The sequence below is a fragment of the Nonomuraea deserti genome, assembly GCF_004348685.1.
Lineage (GTDB): Bacteria > Actinomycetota > Actinomycetes > Streptosporangiales > Streptosporangiaceae > Nonomuraea > Nonomuraea deserti.
Window position 1 is genome coordinate 138,908 of record NZ_SMKO01000003.1, and the last position, 18,646, is coordinate 157,553.

An 18,646-nucleotide genomic window follows, 5' to 3' on the forward strand; every position below is an offset into this window, starting at 1 on the left:
GGCTGCGGCGTGGTGTCCTGGGTATGGGCCCGGTGGGACCGGTTCCGCCACAACTCAGCCTCCTTCCGAAGGGGTTCACCATGTCCACGGAAACGTTCGCCAAGCCGCTGACCGTACGAGCCGCCCAGGTCACCGAACCCGGCGGCCGGTTCAGCGTGGTCGAGCGCGAGCTGCCCGAGCCGCAGCCGGGCCACGTCCGGCTCACGGTCGAGGCCTGCGGCGTCTGCCGCTCCGACGCGGGGTTCGTCAACGCAGGCTTCCCCAACGTGCCGTTCCCGCTGGTGACCGGGCACGAGATCGCCGGACGCGTCGAAGCGCTCGGAGACGGCGTCGAAGGCTGGGACGTCGGCGACCGGGTGGCTGTCGGCTGGTTCGGCGGCAACTGCGGAACCTGCCTGCCCTGCCGCCAGGGCGACTTCATCCACTGCGCACGCATGCAGGTTCCCGGCTGGGCCTACCCGGGCGGCTACGCCGAGGGCGTGGTCGTACCCGTGTCCGCGCTGGCCCGCATCCCCGATGAGTTCAGCGCCGCGGAGGCCGCTCCCATGGGGTGCGCCGGTGTGACCACGTTCAACTCGCTGCGGCACAGCGCGGCAGGGCCAGGCGACCTCGTCGCCGTCCTCGGACTGGGCGGGCTCGGCCACCTGGGCGTGCAGTTCGCCGGCAAGCTCGGGTTCGAGACCGTGGCCGTCGCGCGGGGCGCCGACAAGGCCGACGCGGCCAAGAACTTCGGCGCCCACCACTACATCGACAGCAACGCCGGTGACGTGGCCGGCCGGTTGCAGGCCCTGGGAGGCGCGAAGGTCGTGCTCGCGACCGCGGCCAGCTCCGACGCCATGAGCGCCGCCATCGACGGCCTGGGCAACAACGGCGAGCTCATCGTGCTGGGCGCCACGCCCGAGCCCATCCAGGTCAGCCCGTTCCAGCTCATCTCGTCCAGCAGGACCGTGCACGGCCACCCGTCCGGCACCGCCCGCGACGTCGAGGAGACGCTGCACTTCGCCGCCCTGACCGGCGTCCGTCCCTTGATCGAGACCCGCCCCCTGGACGACGTCGCGGCCGCCTACGACCGCATGATGTCCGGCGACGCCCGCTACCGCATGGTCCTCACCACCGGCAGGTGACGGGCCCGCCGTCAACGAAGCGCCGAGTACGGCGGGGCGCCGGCGGTCGCCAGGCTGCGACGGTTCAGCGTCATCACCAGAGGGAGCACACACGGACCCGACGATCGCGCGGCCCCGTAGAGAGCCGGATTGCCGGTGCGGGCGACGGGCAGGGGTGCGGGATGCGTGCTCCATCCTCGCCCCACGTCAGCCTGCCCGTGATGTACCACCGTTGGTCGCGGATGACGTTCATCCACTGGCGCTACCGGCCGGAGCAGGTGCGGGCGCTGCTGCCGGCGCAGGTCACGGTCGAGACGTTCGACGGGGCCGCGTGGGTGGGGCTCACGCCGTTCCTGATGCGAGGGGTCCGGGTGCCGGGTGTTCCCGAGCTGCCGTGGTTGTCCACGTTTCCGGAGACGAACGTGCGGACCTATGTGCGCGACGCCCGGGGACGTACGGGCGTCTGGTTCTTCTCGCTGGACGCCGGACGCCTGCCCGCCGCGCTCGGCGGACGCGTCGGCTACCGGCTGCCCTACTTCTGGTCCGACATGTCGGTGGACGCCAGGAACGGACGCACGCGGTACCGGTGCCGCCGGCGCTACCCCGGGCCGGGTGGCGCGCGGTGCGACGCGGAGGTGGAGACCGGTCTGCCGCTGGCGGAGCGCGAGCGCGACGAGCTCGCCTACTTTCTGACCGCCCGGTATCGGCTGTTCAGCCTCGTGGCCGGGCGGCTGGCGGCGGCGCAGGTGGAGCACCCGCCGTGGCCGCTGCACCACGCCTCCCTGTGCGGCCTGGACCAGGACCTGGTGCAGGCCGCCGGGCTGCCCGCCCCTGAAGGGCGGCCGGTCCTCCACGCCTCCCCTGGAGTGCCGGTCAGGGTGGGGATGTGGAGTCGGTGAACGTGGGGGCCGGCGCGCGGAACGTGCGGCGGTAGGCGTCCGGCGGTACGCCGATCGTGCGCTGGAAGTGGCGGCGCAGTGTCGTCGCCGTGCCCATGCCCGAGGCCGAGGCGATGGTGTCGATGCTGTCGTCCGTGGTCTCCAGCAGCTCCTGCGCGCGGCGGATGCGCTGCGTCAGCAGCCACCGCAGCGGGGTGGTGCCGGCCGTCGAGCGGAAGTGGCGGGTCAGGTGGCGTGAGCTCATGTTCGCCTGGCGGGCCAGGTCTTCCACGGTGAGCGGCTGGTCCAGCCTTCGCATCACCCAGGGGAACAGCTCGGCCAGGGGATGGCCGTCCTGGTCGGGCACCGGCGTGGTGACGAACTGGGCCTGGCCGCCGGCCCGGTGGGGCGGCACGACCAGGCGGCGGGCGAGCACGTTGGCGATCGCCGAGCCGTGGTCGCGGCGGACCAGATGCAGGCACAGGTCCATCGCGGCGGCCTTGCCCGCGGAGGTGAGCACGCTGCCGTTGTCGACGTAGAGCACGTCCGGGTCGACCTCCACCCGGGGATGGCGCGCGGCCAGGTGCCCGGTGTGTGCCCAGTGCGTGGTCGCGCGCAGCCCGTCCAGCAGGCCGGCGGCGGCGAGCACGAACGCCCCTGTGCACAGGGAGACCACCCGCGCGCCCGACTCGTGGGCCGCGCGCACCGCCTCGACCAGGTCGCCCGGCGGGTCCTCGTCGACGTCCGCCAGGGCGGGAACGAGGACGGTGCCGGAGCGGGCCAGCTCGTCGAGCCCGCGGTCCGGCTCCAGCTGGAACCGGCCGAGCCGTACGGCGTGCGTGCCGCACACCTTGAGGTCGTACCAGGGGCCTGGGAGGGCGGCCGGGGCGGAGCCGAACACCTCGTAGGCCAGGGCCAGCTCGAAGTGGAGCATCCCGTCGGCCGCGGCGACCGCGACGGAGCGCGGGTCAGAACTCATGTCGGGAATTGTACGGGTCATGTCGTTCCGGACACTGGCCCCGATGGGCCGGTAGCGGCAGCATTCCGGAGGCGGATCACTTCGAGCACGTGGGAGCGGGCATGGGATCGGGTCGGAACGTGGTGGCGGTGTTCGGCGCCTACGGGCACACCGGGCGGTTCGTGGTCGCGGAGTTGCGCGAGCGCGGGTACGTGCCGCTGCTCCTCGGCCGCGACCGGGACAAGCTGCTGGCGATGGGGCAGCCGTCCCTGACGCGGCAGGCGTCGGTCGACGACCCGGGCTCGCTCGACCGCGCGCTGGACGGCGCGGCCGTCGTGATCAACTGCGCCGGGCCCTTCGCCTCGACCGCCGGCCCGCTGGTCGAGGCGGCGCTGCGGGCCGGCATCCCCTATGTCGACGTGGCGGCCGAGGTCGAGGCGAACGTCGACACGTTCACGCACTTCGCGGAGCGTGCCCGCGCCGCGGGCACCGTGGTGGTCCCGGCGATGGCCTTCTACGGCGGGCTCGGCGACCTGCTGGTCACCACCGCGATGGGCGACTGGACGGCGGCGGACGAGGTGCACGTCGCCTACGGCCTGAGCAGTTGGCACCCCACGGCGGGAACGCTCGCCGCCGGCGTGGTTTCGGGGCGACGGCGGGGCGGCCGCCGGGTCCGCTACACCGGCGGTCGGCTGGAGTACCACGACGACGCCCTGCCGACCCTGGAGTGGCGTTTCCCGGCTCCGCTCGGTCCCCAGAGCGTCATCGGGGAGTTCACCATGGCCGACGTCGTCACCGTTCCCAGCCACCTGGCCGTCCCGGAGGTGCGTACCTACATGACCGCCAGGGCGGCCGCGGACCTGTTCGCTCCTGACGCCTCGCCACCGGCCGCCGTCGACGAGCGCGGCCGCTCCGCGCAGACCTTCCTCGTCGACGTCGTCGTCCGTTCCGGCGGCGCGGAGCGCCGCGTGGCCGCCGCCGGTCAGGACATCTACGCCGTCAGCGCGCCGCTCGCGGTGGAGGCCGCCGACCGCATCCTCACCGGCCGGACCAGGACCACCGGCGTCGCCTCCGCGGGGGCGGTCTTCGACGCCCCCGACTTCCTCCGTGCCCTGTCCCCGCACGTCTCGCTGCAGGTCCCGCTCGGCTCACGCGGCTGACCGGCCACGCCGGGATCCGGACCGTGCCCGGTGGCCGAGGCCGCTCGCTCGTAACGTGACCGCACCTGTGATGGCGCGTCAGCGGCATTCGTGGTCTCATGTCGTGAGCATTGATCGATTGAAGGGATTTTCGTGCGCACACGCAAGCTGGCGACCCTCCTGGCCGGCGCGGCCATCGCCGCCTCCGCGACGATGGTGGCGGGTGCCGCTCCGGCAGGCGCGGCCGGACCCTGCGGTAGCAGCTACACCCGGGTCGGCGTCTACGCCATTCACCACAAAGTAGACGGGAGCCGCACGGGCACGCTGGAGGTGCACTACAGCTCCAGCACCGGCAAGAACTGCGCCCTGACCTACGGCTACGGCAAGTACGCCAACACCAAGAGCTGGAAGGGCGTCATCATCTCGCGGGGCGACGGCAGCGGGAAAGACTCGGACGCCGGCGAGTTCACGTACTACGCCGGCCCGGTGTACGTCTCCGCGCCCAACCAGTGCATTGACGTTGAGGGGATCGTACCGGACTGGAATTCGCTCAAGCTCAACAACGTGCACTGCGGCTGAACCCGTCACGACGGACGTGCGGGCAGACCTGCCACGTTCGTCCGTGGCAGGTCCGCCGACCTTGGAGGGGTCACTCCTCGCGTACGCGATCACCGGTGACCGCCCGGGCTGTCAGCCCTGGCGGTCCGGGGGCGTGAGCCGGTTCTCTCCGTGCCGCTTCCTCACGACCACACGCCGGTTCGCGCGGTGCTTCGCGCCCAGTCGGTGAAGTCGCGCGGTTCCCGGCCGAGGACCTCCCGCACGCCGTCGGAGACGTACTCGGAGCGGTGGTCGCGGATCACCGCGAACAGGTCGCGGAGGGCCTCTGCCCCGGCTCGGGACGCGCCGTACCCGACCATCTCGGTGACGTGCTCCTCGGGTTCGAGAGCGACGTACCGGATCTGCCGGCCGGTCGCGGCGGAGAGCTCGGCCGCGACCTCGGCCAGCGTGAGGGCGCGCGGGCCGGACAGCGAGTACGTCTCGCCCGTGCGCTTCTCGTCCAGCAGCGCGGTCACCATCACGTCGGCGACGTCCTCGGTGTCGATCCACGGCTCGGCGCCGTCACCGGCCGGCAACCGGAGCTCGCCGGCCACCACCTGGCCGTGCATGAGGTCCTCGCTGAAGTTCTGCATGAACCAGGCGGGCCGGACGATGGTCCAGCCGACGCCGCTGTCCTTGACCGCGTTCTCCAGTTCGAGCTGGGCATGGTAGACCGCGAACTCGCGGCCGGGACCGCCGACGCCGCGGCCGGACAGCAGCACCACCCGGCGCAGGCCGTCCGCCGCCGCCTGCTGGACGAACCGCCCGGCCTGCGCGAGACCCGGCGGGTCGTACGGCGGGGCCAGGTAGGCCGTGTCGATCCCGGCCGCCGCCGGGGACCAGGTGCTTTCGTCGTACCAGTCGAACCGCTGCTCGCTCGAGCGCGAGGCCGGCCGGATCGGGACGCCGCGCGCCTGAAGCCGCCCGGCGACGTGGCGGCCGGTCTTGCCCCTGCCGCCCAGGATGAGGATCGGTGTCGTTGTCATGATGCGAGTTCATCGCGAAACGATGAGACGCACCATGGCTGAAAAGCGCATTTCCATGTCCGAGCGTCTCGATCGCGCCGTCGTGGACGTGCTCGCCGGCCTGCCGGCGGCGCGCCTTCGCGGCCGCTGAGCGGATGGTGTCAGTGCGCCCAGGGCCCGACGCCTGACACGTGTTCCACCCGGATCCGGCCGATGAGCGCCGTCGTGGACTCGCGGTTCGCGAAGGGGTAGTCGGTGCCGAGGTAGCGCTGGGCCTGACGGTCCATGAAAGCCGCGAACCGCTCGGGGATGCCGGGGCCTTCGAAGGTCACGGTGCCGCGGACGATCAGGTGCTGCCGCAGCCCGTGCTCCGCGTCCCGGTCGTCTTCGACCAGCACCGTGATGCGCGGGTCGCGCCGCAGGTTGCGGACCTTCACACGGTGTTGCTCGACACCGAACACCAGGTCGTCGCCGTCTCTGGAGATCCACATGAGGCTGACATGCGGCGAGCCGTCGGCATTGACCGTGACAAATGTGGCACACCGATCGGCTTCGAGGAGCCGATCCGCGGCCGGCGAGAGCTTCTGCGTCGTCATGAAGCGCACGATAGTGAGCGCCATGGGAACCGGAGAGTACCTTGGGAACCATGGGTGACTTCGACGGGCCGGGGGATGTGTTCCTGGCCGACTGCCCGGCCCGCCTGGCGGTCGAGGTGATCGCCGACAAGTGGTCCGTCGTCGTCCTGTACGCGCTCAGCCGGGGGTCACGCCGGCACGGCGAACTGGTCGAGCTCATCGGCGGCATCTCGAAGAAGGTGCTGACCCAGACCCTGCGGCGGCTGCAGGACTACGGGCTGGTCGGCCGGCGCGCCTACGCCGAGGTGCCGCCGCGGGTCGAGTACGAACTGACCGAGCTCGGCGCGACGCTGATCGACCCGATAGCGATCCTGACGCAGTGGGCAGAGCATCACGGGGACGCGATCCTGGCCGCGCGGCCGGAGTGACCATGGTGCCGGTCAGCGGTGGGTGCGGCGGGCCACGGCCTGGCCGGCGGGCAGGCCGCCGACGAACGCCCTGAGGAAGGCGAGGATCTCTCCGAGCTCGCGCCCCTCGGCCGCGGCGTCGATCGACTCGTAGAGCCTCTCCTCGATCTCGGTGATCTGCCGCACCCGAGCGCTCCCTTCTTCGGTGAGCGACAGGTCGATGTGACGGCGATCGTTGGCCGCAACGTCACGCCTGACCAGGCCGAGGGTGACCAGGCGATCAACGAGCCTGCTCGGGCTGTTGCCGCTCTCGCAGACCAGGAGTTCACCGAGGCCGTTGAGCGTCAGAGGGCCGTGCTGCTGCAGGACGCGGATCACCTCGGCTTGGGAGGGGGTGATGCCGAGCGGCCGCAGGGCCTGGCCGAGCAGCCGGTTGCCTTCCCGCTGCGCGGCCAGGATCAGGTATCTGAGCTCCTCAGCGGGCCGCATGGGTCATCTCGCGGTCGCCGGCCGTTTCGGTCAGGAACGTCTCGACGGCGCGTGCGTAGGTTTCTGGATGCGTGAAGCGGAACATGTGCCCGCTCCGGTCCAGCACGATCTCGCGGGAGCCCGCGATCCCGGTGCGCATGATCTCCGCCGCCCGCTCGCCGATCAGCTTGTCATGCGACGGTGTGATGATCAGGGTGGGGACTCGTACTCTGTCGAGACGGTCGATGTAGTCGGCGGTGAGCGCCGCGCCGATGCGGGCCCCGAAGGACGTGGCCGGGGTGTTGTCCAGGAACAACCGGCGGCTGTCGGCCTCGCTCCAGGGGATCTGGCCCGCACGGTCGTGGGGTGAGGCCAGCCGGTGGGCGTGCGCGCGCAGCGCCAGCTGCCGGTAGAGGCCGCCGCGCAGCCTGCCCATCATCCGCATGGCGCTCCTCCAGACCGGCGAGGAGACGGGGTTGGCCGCGAAGCCGCCCGACATCACCAGAGCGCGCAGCCCGGCCGGCCGGCGGACGGCCAGCGCCAGCGCGATGTTGGCTCCGAAGGAGTCCCCGACCAGCACGTAGTCGTCCAGGTCCGCGACGTGGGCCGCGGCGGCGTCGGCGTAGACCTCCATGTCGGCCACGCCTTCGGGGAGCCGGAAGGTGCGCTGCGGACGATGGGCCAGCGGGGTGAGCGTCGTCAGATCCCAGGGAGCGCCGGAGAAGCAGGGGATGAAGACCAGGGTCGGTTCGTTCGTCATGGCAATAGATTACACGACATATATGTCATGTCAACTAATTGGCGGGTCGGTGTTCAGGTGCGGCGACCTCGTCGTCACCCAGCCGAACCGGATGCGCCGCCGGCCGGTCCCCGCGATGTCGGCCTGAGCCCGAGGCGGGCGAGGTGGGTGCGGATGCTTTCGGCGTCGACCCCTCTTTCGTCCGTATGGTCGGTGCCGAGGGTGGTCAGGATGGTCAGGGCCTCGGCCCAGTGCCGGTGGGCCTGGTCGTCCCGGCCGAGCATGGCGTGGGCGTGGGCGAGGCCGTCGTGGGCGCGTACCTGGTCGCCCGGCTGGTCGAGGTCCGAGGCGAGGCCGAGTGCTCGGCGGTGGTCGTCGAGCGCCTGCTCGTAGTGGCCGCAGTCGTGTCGCAGCCGGCCCCTGCCGTGGATGGCTTCGAACTGCCAGTTGCGGTTGCCGATCTCGATGGCGAGGTCAAGGGCCTGCTGGTAGCAGTCGCCGGCCTGCCGGTCGCGTCCCTGGAGGCGGTGGAGGTCGCCGAGGGCGGTGAGGCTGTCGAGTACACCGAGCCGGTGCTCCGTGCCGCGGGCCAGCTCCAGGGCCTGAGTGAAGCAGCCGGTGGCCGGCCCGTGCTCGTCCCTGCCGAGATGGAGATGGCCGAGCGCGAGCAGCGCGCGCACCTCGCCGGTGCGGTGGTCGATCAGCCGGGCGATGTCGAGAGCTCGCGCGAGACTGTCCACGGCCTGCGCGTGCCGTCCCATCAACCGGTGCATGTGGCCGAAACCGATCAACGCGTCCAGCTCGCTGGTGGGGTGACCGAGCGTCCGGGCGATCTCCAGCGCCTGCGTGAAGTGCTCGACGGCCTGTGCGTACTGTCCGTGGACCGCGCAGATCATGGCAAGAGGGTTGAGCGCTCGGAGTTCGCCTGAGCGGTGACCGAGGGCTCGGGCGATGTCCATGGCGTACGACGCGTCCTCGATGGCCGTTTCGTACCGGTTCTGCATGTGGCGGATCTCAGCGAGCCCGATGAGCGCCTCCATCTCGCCCGTACGATCTGCGGCCGCGCGGGCGGCGGCCAGCGCCCGCCGGTGGAGGGTCTCGGCTTCGGCGTAACGGCCGCGGGTGCGCAGACACCGATGCAAGGTGGCCGACAGATGCCGGACATGTTCGGAGAAGCCGTGCTCGGCGGCACCCTGAGCCAGGGTGAGCAGGTTGGACAACTCCGCCTCCAGCCACGCGGCGGCATCCGGCATCACGGGCATGGAGGCCCCGCTCAGCGAAGGGCGTGGCCTGATGTCGGCTTCGTAGGGGTAGAGGCGATCCATCGCCACCGAGGCGGCCAGGCTGTAGTGGTCGAGCAGCCGGGTCAGCGCGGCGTGCCGGCCGTTCTCGGATTCTTCTTCGGCGACCACCTCGGCGGCATGCGCGCGGATCAGGTCGTGAAAGCGAAAGCGGCCGGGCACCGGCTCCTGCAGCAGGTGAACCTCCAGTAACTGGTCCAGCAGCCGGCCGGCCCGGGTGACCTCGGTGGCGAAGAGGGCGGCGGCGGCATCGGGCGCGATATCGGTGCCGGCGTGCAGCCCCAGCAGCCGATATGCCCGCCGTACGTCGTGGTCGAGTTCCCGACAGGACAGGTCGAGCGCGGCGGTGACGCTGCGCTGCCCGGCGTGCAACTCGCCCAGCCGGCGCTGACGCTCCTCCAGGCGCTCCAGCAGATCCCCTACGCTCCAGGCCGGATGGACCTTGAGCCGGGCCGCGGCCAGCCGGATCGCCAGCGGCAGCAGCCCGCACCGCCGCACCACCTCGGCCAGCGCATGCTCGGGAGCATCGGCGACGCGCCCTTCCCCCGTCGTCGCGGTGAACAACGCGATCGCATCCGCGAGCGGCAGGAGGTCCACCGACAACGTGCGGGCGTCATCGAGCCCGACCAGCCGCCGCCGGCTGGTGATCAGGACCAGGCAGCCCGCCGCACCCGGCAGCAGAGGTTGTACCTGCGCCTCATCGGCGGCGTTGTCCAGCACGATCAGCATCTTCCTGCCGGCCAGGACGCTCCGGTAGAGCATCACCCGCTCCTCGAGCTGCTGGGGGACCGACTCGCCGGGCACACCCAGCGCACCCAGGAAGCGAGCGAGCGTGTCGGCCGGGTCCGCCGGGCCCATGCCCTGCGTGTGACCGTGCAGGTCGACGAACAGATCGCCATCGGGAAAGCGGGAAGCCAGCTGGTGAGCGGCGTGCACGGCCAGCGCGGTCTTGCCGACGCCTGCCATGCCGTCGATCGCGCTGATCACCACGGTGGACGCCTCGCCGGCATCGTCCAGAACGGCCAGCTCCCGCGCCCGGCCAACGAACGCGACATCGGCCGGCAACTGCCGCGGCACCGTACGCGCCGGGTGAGAGGGCTCCGGAGCGGCGCGGGCGAGCCGCCTCAGGACCGACAGCTCTTCGGCATCCAGGGCTAGCGCCTCGGCCAGCAACCGCATGGACGCCGTACGAGGCCGGCGTAACTCATCCGCCTCCAACCGGCGCACGGTACGCACACTGAGCCCGGACCGTACCGCAAGCTCCTGCTGGGTCAGCAGCGCCCGCTCGCGCCAAGCCCGCAACAACGCCCCCAGCGTCGGCTCCGCCGCCGGCGGGCCTGCCGCAGCCGCGTCATGCGTTCCTGACGGCATGAACACATCCCCTGCGTTTTCCAGCCTGGATCAGAAAAACTATGCCACACGCCCCCAAGAGCCGTGCCGAAGCGGCAAGCGCCGCGGTCGAAACAAACAGGAGCCATGGCGGCAGCCGGTCATTCAGCGGCCATTCCACCACGCGGCGCATAGTGGAGTAACGGCGCTGGTTAACCTCCCCGTATGCGCAAACTGGTCGTTCAAGAACTCGTCACGGTCGACGGTTTCGTGGCGGGTCCCGGCGGGGAGCTCGACTTCTTCGAGTCGGTCACCGACTACAGCGAGGTGGACCGGGACGCGGTCCGGCACCTGGAGACCGTGGACACCGTCCTGCTGGGCGCGGCGACATACCGGATGTTCGTGGAGTACTGGCCCACTGCCGACGAGCCGGTCGCCAACGTGGTGAACTCCCTTCCCAAGCTGGTCTTCTCCGCCACACTCGACAAGGCTCCGTGGGGAGACCGGGAAGAGGCGCAGATCGTACGCGGCGATGCGGCTGAGGCGGTCACCGCTCTCAAGGAACGGCCAGGCAAGGACATCATGCTCTGGGGAAGCCTCTCACTCGCGCGTTCCCTGATTGGGGCAGGCCTCCTTGACGAGCTCCAACTCCGCGTGATCCCGGTCGCCATCGGCAGCGGGCTGAAGCTCTTCCCCGGCGACCTGGGCCGGCTGGACCTGGAGCTCATCGAGGTTAGGCCCTACACCTCGGGCGTCACCGCGATGCACTACCGCCCGAGGCGCACGTGACCCCCGGCCGCTCATCCGATCCCGGGTGCCGAAACCCGCGGACCCCCCAAAGGAGAGCACCACGATGACCTTCGATGTCCTGACGAGAACCGCAGCGGTGATGATCGCAGCGGCGATGATCACCGTGCTCGGCCTGGCCGTCCCCGCGAGCGGCGCCTCCGTGCCCGGCTCGGCGATCGAGCCGGTACGGGAGTGCGACGAGCTGCCGAAACTCTTCGACCTGCCAGGCGCGCGGACACACGTCGAGCGGGCGGAGGTGATGGACCAGAGCGAGCCGAAGCACTGTTACGTGGAAGGCTACGTCGAGCCCGCGGTGGGGTTCCAGCTCAGGCTGCCGTTGGAGACGTTCACGGGCCGTTACCTGCAGTATGGCTGCGGCGGGTTCTGCGGGCAGATCAGGGAGCTGCCGTTCCCCGACTGCGGGGGCGAGCCCGGCGGTGACGTCGCCGTCGGAGCCACTGACGACGGTCATGTGTCGCAAGGGCTGGAGGAACGGTGGGCGGCCGACAACCAGGCGGCCCGGGACGACTACTTCTATCGTGCGCCGCATGTGCTGTCGGTGGCGGCCAAGCGGATCATCACCGAGTTCTACGGGGCGCCGCCGAGACGGTCCTACTTCAGCAGCTGCTCCAACGGCGGGCGGGAGGGGCTGCTCCTCGCCCAGCGTTATCCTCGCGACTTCGACGGCATCGTCGCCGGCGCCCCCGCCCACGTCATGGGTCCGATGTTGGGCATTTACGCGCCCTGGCTGGCTCGGACGAACACGGCCGCCAACGGTGAGCCGATCATCACGAGCGCCGAACTGCCCGCCCTGCACCAGGCTGTGGTGGCGGCCTGCGATCGGTCCGACGGGCTGGCCGACGGACAGATCGATGATCCACGCGCCTGCCGGTTCGACCCCGTGAAGGTGCAGTGCCCGCCTGGCGCCGATCAGCCGCACTGCCTGACGCCGCGCCAGGTCGCGGTCGCCCGCGCGTTGTACGCGGGGCCGAAGGACCCGAGCGGGCGCCGGCTGTTCCCCGGCTGGCAAACCTACGGATCCGAGCTTGGCTGGGACGGAATGATCACGCCCTCTCCCGGACTGGGCGGTACTTCGTTCGCCGCATGGCTGGGGGACAACTACCTCAAATATGTCGGATTCCCGATCGGCACCCCGCACTCCTCCCTGGCCGAGATCTCCTTCACCGCCGAACAGTTGCACCGGCTGACCGCCGAAGGCGTCAAGGGCAACGCCATGAGCCTCGATCTCAGCGAGTTCCGCCGCAACGGCGGCAAGCTCATCATGTGGCACGGCTGGGCCGATCCCCTGCTGCCCCCGGCCGCGACGCTGGACTACTACCAGCGGCTGTCACAGCGCAACGGCGGCTTTCGGAGAACCCAGCGATGGGCGCGGTTGTTCATGGTGCCCACGATGCACCACTGTGGCGGCGGCTACCGGCTGAGCGAGTTCGACCCGCTCCATGAGCTGGTCGCCTGGGTCGAGCGGGACGCGGCGCCGTACCGGATCATCGCCAACGCCCGGGACGCGGAGGGCGGCGTCTCCCGGTCGCGACCGGTCTTCCCCTACCCGCTGCGAGCCTCCTACGACGGCACCGGCAGCATCGACCACGCGAGCAACTTCGTCCCCGCACCACCGCGGCGTCCACCGCTCGACATCGTCCGCTGGATCGGCAGCTCCCTCCACGAGTTGCCCGGACCCGTCGCGCCCTAGCCGGAGCGGACCATGACAGCCTCCGACGGGAGCACGGGAACCGGACCCGGGAAGGCGAGCGGGTTACGGCTGCTGCGCGGCAGCGCGGGGTTCCGCTCGCTGTGGTCGGCGCGGGTCGTCTCGGTGGGCGGTGACGCGCTCAGCCTCGTCGCGCTGATGCTCCACGTCGCCGACACCACGGGGCAAGCGATCGCCGTATCGCTGCTGCTGCTCGTCGGCGACTTCGTCCCCTCGCTGCTCAGCCCGATCGCCGGCGCGATCAGCGATCGTTTCGATCTCAAGCGGGTGATGATCGTATGTGAGCTGGCGCAGGGTGTGGTGCTCCTGCTCATCGCTGTCTCGTTGCCGCCGCTTCCCCTGCTGCTGGTACTGGTCGGGCTGCGCGCGATCGGGGGACAGGTGTTCCTGCCGGCCTCACGCGCGGCGATACCGGAGCTGGTCCGGGACAAGGACCTGGAGACCGCCAACGCCACGCTGGGGTTCGGCACCAACGCGGCCGAGGCTCTCGGGCCGCTGGCCGCGGCCGCCCTCCTGCCCTTCGTCGGGATACGAGGTGTGCTCCTGGTCGACGCCGTCTCCTTCCTGCTCGCGGGCGCGGCACTGCTCAGGCTGCGGTCGCTTCCCCCCGCGCGCTCCCCGGAAGTCCCGCAGGCCTCGCTCCTGGAGGATGCGAAGTCCGGGCTCGGCTACATCTGGTCGGCCAAGGCGGTACGGGTCGTCGCGCTGGGCTTCTGCGCCGTCGTGGCCTTCAACGGCGTGGACGACGTCGCCCTGGTACTCCTGGCCACCGAATCCTTCGCGGCCGGCGAGTCGGCGGTCGGCCTGCTCCTGGGCGCCGTCGGCATCGGCCTGCTCTTCGGGTACGCGCTGACGGCCCGTCACAGCGCCCGGATGTCCCTGGTGACCCTGCTGGTCGCCGGATTCGCGGTGAACAGCGCCGGTAACCTCCTCACCGGGTTGGCCTGGGCCGTCGCCGCCGCGTTCGTGACCCAGTTCGTGCGCGGATTCGGCATCGCGGCGATGGACGTGGCCACCAACACCATGCTGCAGCGCCTGGTCCCTGCCGGAATGCTCGGCAGGGTCTTCGGCAACCTCTATGGAGCGGTCGGAGTGGCCGCCGCGCTGTCCTACACAGCGGGCGGGTTCCTCCTGGACGCCACGTCCGCACCGACAACGCTCCTGATCGCGGGTGGCGGCGGCCTCCTTGCCACCTTGCTCGTCGCGTGGACGCTGCCAGGAGTGCTGCGCAAGCACCCGGCCGACGGGCACGGGCTCGGAAGTTCACCACAGCCTCCACCACCTCACGAGCCACCGCGGTCGAGCCGGAAACCGGATTGATCGGGTCCGCCGTCGATGTCACCATCCCCAGATGGAGGAAGAGGAGCTGCAGCAGATCCAGGCGAACGTCAGCCTGGCCATCGACCAACTCGGGCCGCTGAGCGACGTGGAGTTCGGCCTCAACCCGGAGTCCGTCGAGTGGGTGGAAGGCTTCATCGAGCGCCAGCGTGCCCGGCCCGGCTTCGACCCCGAGCGGATCGACGGGCTGGTCGGCGTGCTCGGCTCGTTCCTCGGCGCCTGCATCGCCGCCGCCACGGGCGGCCGCTGGCGCAAGTCGGACGATGACACGTGGGGCGTGCTCCTTCCCGACGGCAGCACGGCCTTCCCTTTCACGAAAGTGCGTAAGCAGTTCCGTGGCGGGGTGGAGGACGGCGAATCGATCGCCGGCTTCTACCGGGTCGCGGTCGGCTTCATCGCCACGGGAAAGCTGCGGGAGGCATGTGGGGGAGGGGCCGGCCCGGACGCGACGTGACTCCTCGCCCTCCGACCGCAGGGGAAGAAGTTCACGCGTCGGACAGCGGTTTATGAATCTTTGACCTGGTTACGGTTCAGGGTTTGCGAGACGGGCGGGCTGTTCCCGGCGTACTGACCGCGCCGCGTACGGCACCACCCGGCCGGGCGCGGCGCCACCGTCGCGCCGCCCCGCCCCGACAGAGAGAGGAGAACACCATGCGTACCGCGATCTTCGGGGGCGCCCTCATGCTGGCAGGCACCCTCGCCGGAGCCGGCGCCATGGACACCGCTCATGCCGGCGCAGACGTCGGCACAGCGCCGGCCGCACAGCCCGACGACCGGGCAAGCAAAGCCGGCGCGAGGATTCCCTGCTACGACATCCGGGTCAACGACGTCGGCTTCTACCGTAGCGTCACGATCAAGAGCAAGTGCGGGCAGACGAATGAGGTGAGGGCGAGGATCGCCTCGTGGCCCGACGGACCCTGCTGGACCATCGAACCCGGCGAGCGCCGGACCCACTACTACCGCTCGCCCGGCACGTTCTACAACCTCAAGGCATGTTGACGACCATCCCACATTCCCGTCATGCGCGCTGATCGTCTGGAGCGCGCTCCGGCTCGGCGGGGGTAGTGAGCCTCGTCCTCGTCACTGCCCTGTTACTCCACGGCCGGCTCGGTTGCGAGGGGAGGGCCGTCGGGGAAGTCGGCTGGGTCGCGCCAGGTGGCGAGGAAATCCTCCGCCACGGCGCACGAGCCCGCGAACGGGCCGCCGGGGTGCTCCAGCGCCGTCGTGGTGAGCCGGCCGACCCGCTCTTCCACCAGGTCCCGTGCCGAGGCGGCGTCGGAGATCCGGTCGGCGCGTTCGGCGAGGTAGCCGATCGTGGCGCCGGCCCCGCAGACGAAGTCCGCCAGCGTCACCACGTCCCGCTCCGCAAGAGTGCGCAGCCCGGCCTCGGTGTAGGGCACGTTCGCCGCCGGAGCGACCACGCGGGCGCGTACCCCGGCGGCGCGCTCGGCGGTCAGGGTGCCGGTCCGCGCGCCGGGCACCAGCACGTCCGCGGCCACCTCGTACAGAGCCTCGGCGGGCCGCACCGGCGGACCGAGCAGGCTCACACAGGCGTCGCCGTGCTCGGCGCGCAGCTCTTCGAGCGCGGCCACGTCCAGCCCGGCGGGGTCGGTCACGCACCCGTGCAGGGTCGAGAGGGCCACGAGGCGCGCGCCCCGCCGCGCGGCCTCCCGTACGACGGCGCCACCCACTTTGCCGAACCCCTCGACCGCGAGCGTGCGCCCGGCCAGACCGCCGAGCGCCGTCTCCGCGGCGACGACCACGCCCAAGCCCGTCACCATGGTGTCCACCAGCTCGCCGCCGACCTCCTGGTGCATCACCGAGTCGGTACGGTAACCGGGCAGCGAGGCGAAGTCCTCCGTACGCGTGCCCAGGTCCGAGGCCGTGAGGAAGCCGCCCTTCTCGACCAGCGGGGTGATCTCCTGGCAGTAACGGGCCAGGGTGGCCGTCCGGTTCTCCGGCTCGGCCCGCAGCACCGCCTTGGCGCCGCCGATCCGCTCGCCGAGCACGGCCAGCTTGTACGTCATCGCCCGCGCCAGCAGCCCGGCCTCACCGCGGGTGACGTCAGGGGCGAGCCGGGTGCCGCCCGCGCTCGTCGGGCAGTCCAGGTCGAAGGCGATGCATCCGTCCACCGAGGCCAGTTCCACGATCCTCATCCGCACTCCTTACGTCGTCCGATCGGCGCCGCCGGGCAGGCGATGGCGCGCCTGCCGACCAATCTCGACGTGAACCGGCCCCATGTCCACTGCCGGGAAGGCCTGCCAGCGGAAGCCGGGCACCGGAAGGGCCTGCCAGCGGAAGCCGGACAAAAGGAAGGCGCTGTCAGCGGAAGCCGTCGGGGCAGAGGAAGGTCCGGATGCCGGCGGGCGCGCTCGCGAGGAGCGCCGGCCGGGACTCCAGCGAGCAGAAGTTGCTGCCGATCTCCCCGCCGAGGAACCGGGTCGCGTTCCGCTTGGCGATGAGGTCGATGCCGCCGACCCCAGGGGAGTCGAGTTCGGCCGCGACCCAGTGGCCCACGCACCGTTTGCGCGCGACCACGGCATCCCCCGGCAGGCTGCCGCCGTTCAGCGCGGCGACCTGCCGGAGTATCGAGCCATCGGAGGCGCAGGGAACGCCGGCGTCGGTGCGGCGCGTGCTCGCCCTCTTCGTCGGGGTGGGGGTCTTTCTCCTGGGCGGTTCGGTCGTGCTGGGAGCATCCTCGGGGGACTCGCTCGCCGTCGCCGCCTCGTCCGAGGTCTCGCTCGGGTCCGGCTGCGGGCTTTCCGCGTACGTGGACGCGGGGGAACTGCTCGGGCTCCGCAGTGCCTCGGGCGTGCCCCGCGAGTTCGTTGCGAACACCGTTCCCGCCGCCGCGACCGCCGCGACGACGACGGCGGCGGCCGACCACAGCGGCACCATGTGACGCCTGCCGCGCAGGGGCGGGGGCGGCGGCATGGGCGTGGTGCCCGTCGTGAGCGCGGTGACCTGGTCGAGCAGTTCGTACGCGGTGGGCCGGGACGTACGATCCTTGGCGAGCGCGCCGCGTACGAGGTCGTGGAGCGGGGCGGGCACCTCCGACAGATCCGGTTCGACGCTCATGACCCGGTAGGCGAGGACGTCGGGAGCTCCGGTGCCGAACGGCGGGCGGCCGGTCGCGGCGTAGACCATCAGCGCGCCCCAGGCGAAGACGTCGGCGGCGGTATCCGCCACGTCACCCCGGTACTGCTCGGGGCTGATCCAGCCGGGCGTTCCGATCAGCGCGCCGGTGCCCGTGAGGCCGCTCTCGTCGAGGGCCCGGGCGATGCCGAAGTCCAGGACCTTCGCGCCGGAGGCGGAGCGGATCACGTTCCCGGGCTTGAGGTCGCGGTGCACGATGCCGGCCCGGTGGATGTCGGTGAGCGCCTCGGCGATGTCCAGGCCGAACGGGAGGAGTTCGTCCGGCCGCAGCCTGGAGTTCTGCTGGACGTAGGTGCTGAGCGTCGGGCCGGGGACGAACTCGGTGGCCAGCCAGGGCGGCATCGCCGCGGTGTCGGCGGCCAGCACCGAGACCGTGCAGCGCCCGCGTACCCGGGACAGCAGCTCGACTTCGCGGATGAAACGGGCAAGGAACTGCGGATCGGCGGCTAATCCCGGGTGGATGACCTTGACCGCGGCCTGGGCGCCGTCGGCCGCGATCCCCGCGTAGACGACCCCCATGCCACCGGCGCCCATCCGGCCCACGATCCGGTAGGGGCCTATCGGTTCGTGATCGTCCATCGCCAGGGGGCCGAAGCCGCCGGGGTCGCTCATCGTGCTCCGATCGCCGGACCAACGCAACAGCAGCGATCTTATTGAGCCGGCCTCCTGTGGCGCTGATCACATCCGGTGTGTGGATTCGTCCACAGTTGATCGCTGCGGGTCTCCGTAGTGTCCCTGTCACCGGATCACGCCGGCAGCACACCGATACGGGGAGGAACCCGATATGCGTAAGACCCTTGCGATCGCCGCTCTGGCCGGTTCGATGGCGGTCACCGGTCTGTCCCTGGCTCCGGCGGCCGCCCAGGCGAGCACGCACTCCACGACGAGCTGGGGGAAGTTCTTCTCCAGTGATCACAAGGCGTACACGTTCGGTAAGGCCTGGAAGAGCCACGGGAAGGTGTTCACGAAGTGGTACGGGGTCGACAAGCGTGGTGGCAAGCAGGCGTGGGTGTGGTTCGAGGTGTATCAGAACGGTCACTGGAAGAGGTTCAACAAGGCGTGGGACGGCCAGGTCGCCGGCGCCTGGCGGGGGCACGGGATCGAGAAGGTGTACACGTTCACCTGCTGGGCGGGCAAGTTCGACAACTGCGGCAAGAAGTACCGCATCTACTGAG

General features: G+C 71.0%; 19 protein-coding genes. 11 read left to right on the forward strand and 8 right to left on the reverse strand.

Translation table 11 applies throughout. The annotated features are described in order from the left end of the window. Positions 1-80 precede the first annotated feature (80 nt). Together E1292_RS02455 and E1292_RS02460 are read left to right on the forward strand one after the other, a co-directional pair. Positions 81-1,124, forward strand: coding sequence for an alcohol dehydrogenase catalytic domain-containing protein (locus E1292_RS02455; protein ID WP_132591524.1), 1,044 nt, complete (start codon positions 81-83; stop codon positions 1,122-1,124). Between the two features lie 200 nt (positions 1,125-1,324). Continuing rightward, positions 1,325-2,002 carry a YqjF family protein gene (locus tag E1292_RS02460; protein WP_220446611.1) on the forward strand — a complete coding sequence of 226 codons (678 nt, stop codon included), beginning with the start codon at positions 1,325-1,327 and terminating at the stop codon, positions 2,000-2,002. Here the strand turns inward: E1292_RS02460 and E1292_RS02465 are convergent. Then, positions 1,977-2,960, reverse strand: coding sequence for a helix-turn-helix domain-containing protein (locus E1292_RS02465; RefSeq protein WP_132591528.1), 984 nt, complete (start codon positions 2,958-2,960; stop codon positions 1,977-1,979). The two genes, E1292_RS02460 and E1292_RS02465, sit on opposite strands and share 26 nt — an antisense overlap. 101 nt (positions 2,961-3,061) lie before the next feature. On the opposite strand from E1292_RS02465, the gene E1292_RS02470 reads away from it, so the two are divergent. Together E1292_RS02470 and E1292_RS02475 are read left to right on the forward strand one after the other, a co-directional pair. Continuing rightward, positions 3,062-4,099, forward strand: coding sequence for a saccharopine dehydrogenase family protein (locus tag E1292_RS02470; RefSeq protein WP_132591530.1), 1,038 nt, complete (start codon positions 3,062-3,064; stop codon positions 4,097-4,099). Between the two features lie 132 nt (positions 4,100-4,231). Beyond that, positions 4,232-4,657 carry a spore-associated protein A gene (locus E1292_RS02475; RefSeq protein WP_132591532.1) on the forward strand — a complete coding sequence of 142 codons (426 nt, stop codon included), beginning with the start codon at positions 4,232-4,234 and terminating at the stop codon, positions 4,655-4,657. A gap of 161 nt (positions 4,658-4,818) precedes the next feature. Here the strand turns inward: E1292_RS02475 and E1292_RS02480 are convergent, their stop codons facing one another. Together E1292_RS02480 and E1292_RS02485 are read right to left on the reverse strand one after the other, a co-directional pair. Continuing rightward, entirely contained in the window at positions 4,819-5,661 is an 843-nt protein-coding gene (locus E1292_RS02480) for an NAD(P)H-binding protein (RefSeq protein WP_132591534.1), read from the reverse strand. A gap of 140 nt (positions 5,662-5,801) precedes the next feature. Then, positions 5,802-6,236, reverse strand: coding sequence for a TIGR03618 family F420-dependent PPOX class oxidoreductase (locus E1292_RS02485; protein ID WP_132591536.1), 435 nt, complete (start codon positions 6,234-6,236; stop codon positions 5,802-5,804). A 50-nt stretch (positions 6,237-6,286) separates the two neighbouring features. Here E1292_RS02485 and E1292_RS02490 point away from each other — a divergent pair, with 50 nt between their 5' ends. Then, positions 6,287-6,643, forward strand: coding sequence for a winged helix-turn-helix transcriptional regulator (locus tag E1292_RS02490; protein WP_132591538.1), 357 nt, complete (start codon positions 6,287-6,289; stop codon positions 6,641-6,643). Positions 6,644-6,655: 12 nt separating this feature from the next. Here the strand turns inward: E1292_RS02490 and E1292_RS02495 are convergent, their stop codons facing one another. The 3 genes from E1292_RS02495 to E1292_RS02505 all read right to left on the reverse strand — a co-directional run bounded on the left by E1292_RS02495 (position 6,656) and on the right by E1292_RS02505 (position 10,501). Continuing rightward, positions 6,656-7,111 carry a MarR family winged helix-turn-helix transcriptional regulator gene (locus E1292_RS02495; protein WP_132591540.1) on the reverse strand — a complete coding sequence of 152 codons (456 nt, stop codon included), beginning with the start codon at positions 7,109-7,111 and terminating at the stop codon, positions 6,656-6,658. Beyond that, positions 7,098-7,850 (reverse strand): alpha/beta fold hydrolase, encoded by a 753-nt coding sequence (locus E1292_RS02500; RefSeq protein ID WP_132591542.1) that lies wholly within the window; start codon positions 7,848-7,850, stop codon positions 7,098-7,100. Before E1292_RS02500 ends, E1292_RS02495 begins: the two co-directional genes overlap by 14 nt. Positions 7,851-7,924: 74 nt before the next feature. After that, the gene (locus E1292_RS02505; RefSeq protein WP_132591544.1) at positions 7,925-10,501 is read right to left on the reverse strand and encodes an ATP-binding protein; all 2,577 of its coding nucleotides are present in this window, start codon (positions 10,499-10,501) and stop codon (positions 7,925-7,927) included. 183 nt (positions 10,502-10,684) lie between these two features. Here E1292_RS02505 and E1292_RS02510 point away from each other — a divergent pair, with 183 nt between their 5' ends. The 5 genes from E1292_RS02510 to E1292_RS02530 all read left to right on the forward strand — a co-directional run bounded on the left by E1292_RS02510 (position 10,685) and on the right by E1292_RS02530 (position 15,314). Next, on the forward strand, positions 10,685-11,248 hold the full coding sequence (locus E1292_RS02510) for a dihydrofolate reductase family protein (protein ID WP_132591546.1): 564 nt from the start codon (positions 10,685-10,687) through the stop codon (positions 11,246-11,248). A gap of 64 nt (positions 11,249-11,312) precedes the next feature. Beyond that, positions 11,313-12,959 (forward strand): tannase/feruloyl esterase family alpha/beta hydrolase, encoded by a 1,647-nt coding sequence (locus tag E1292_RS02515; protein ID WP_132591548.1) that lies wholly within the window; start codon positions 11,313-11,315, stop codon positions 12,957-12,959. A gap of 12 nt (positions 12,960-12,971) precedes the next feature. After that, positions 12,972-14,297 (forward strand): MFS transporter, encoded by a 1,326-nt coding sequence (locus E1292_RS02520; RefSeq protein WP_132591550.1) that lies wholly within the window; start codon positions 12,972-12,974, stop codon positions 14,295-14,297. 31 nt (positions 14,298-14,328) lie between these two features. Beyond that, positions 14,329-14,769, forward strand: a complete 441-nt coding sequence (locus E1292_RS02525; protein WP_132591552.1) for a hypothetical protein — start codon at positions 14,329-14,331, stop codon at positions 14,767-14,769. Between the two features lie 197 nt (positions 14,770-14,966). Continuing rightward, a complete protein-coding gene (locus E1292_RS02530; RefSeq protein ID WP_132591554.1) occupies positions 14,967-15,314 on the forward strand; it encodes an alpha-amylase inhibitor in 348 nt (115 codons plus the stop codon). Positions 15,315-15,406: 92 nt separating this feature from the next. Here the strand turns inward: E1292_RS02530 and E1292_RS02535 are convergent, their stop codons facing one another. Continuing rightward, a complete protein-coding gene (locus E1292_RS02535; protein WP_132591556.1) occupies positions 15,407-16,471 on the reverse strand; it encodes a Glu/Leu/Phe/Val dehydrogenase dimerization domain-containing protein in 1,065 nt (354 codons plus the stop codon). Positions 16,472-16,637: 166 nt separating this feature from the next. Continuing rightward, positions 16,638-18,083 carry a serine/threonine protein kinase gene (locus E1292_RS52480; protein WP_220446613.1) on the reverse strand — a complete coding sequence of 482 codons (1,446 nt, stop codon included), beginning with the start codon at positions 18,081-18,083 and terminating at the stop codon, positions 16,638-16,640. A 172-nt stretch (positions 18,084-18,255) separates the two neighbouring features. Between E1292_RS52480 and E1292_RS02545 the strand changes: the two genes are divergently transcribed. Then, the gene (locus E1292_RS02545; protein ID WP_132591558.1) at positions 18,256-18,645 is read left to right on the forward strand and encodes a hypothetical protein; all 390 of its coding nucleotides are present in this window, start codon (positions 18,256-18,258) and stop codon (positions 18,643-18,645) included. Position 18,646 lies beyond the last annotated feature (1 nt).